Below are 500 nucleotides of genomic sequence, written 5' to 3'. Positions count from 1 at the left end.
CCAAACACTCCAAAAGGAGATTATAAAGTAGAATATAAAATCTGTGAAAACACCAATCCTACGAACTGCGACTCGGTAACTATTACTGTTCCGGTTACGGCAGGAAACCTAGTGGCAAACGAAGATCTTGTGCCAGCAGTTGGAGTAAATATTCCGCAGAAAGTAATCAACGTTTTTGAGAATGATACTAAAGATGGAAATAAATTAGTGCCATCAGATGTAGATCTTAAAGTAACTCAAGCAGATCCAAAAGGATATCTGACTGTAGATGTAGATGGAAATGTTACACTAGCACCAAATGCACCTGCGGGAGATTATGAATTGACATATACTATTTGTGAGAAATTGAATCCAGATAACTGTGCTTCAAATATTGTAAAAGTAACGGTGACAGAACCAAAAATGACAATTACAGCAGAAAGCTATTGTTCAAACAATGTTCCGTATGTTAATTATACAGTTTCACCAGATAATTTCGTAGCTAATAATTTATTAACTGT

General features: G+C 35.4%; 1 pseudogene. It reads left to right on the top strand.

Annotated features, from left to right (window positions below):
• Positions 1–500: pseudogene (locus B3J44_RS04995) on the top strand (Ig-like domain-containing protein); the annotation flags it as partial.

The organism is Flavobacterium sp. UBA4854 (genome assembly GCF_002399805.1).
Taxonomy (GTDB): Bacteria; Bacteroidota; Bacteroidia; order Flavobacteriales; family Flavobacteriaceae; genus Flavobacterium; species Flavobacterium ginsengisoli.
Note: the sequence above shows the minus strand (reverse complement) of the source record. Positions and strands in the feature narration are given on the sequence as shown.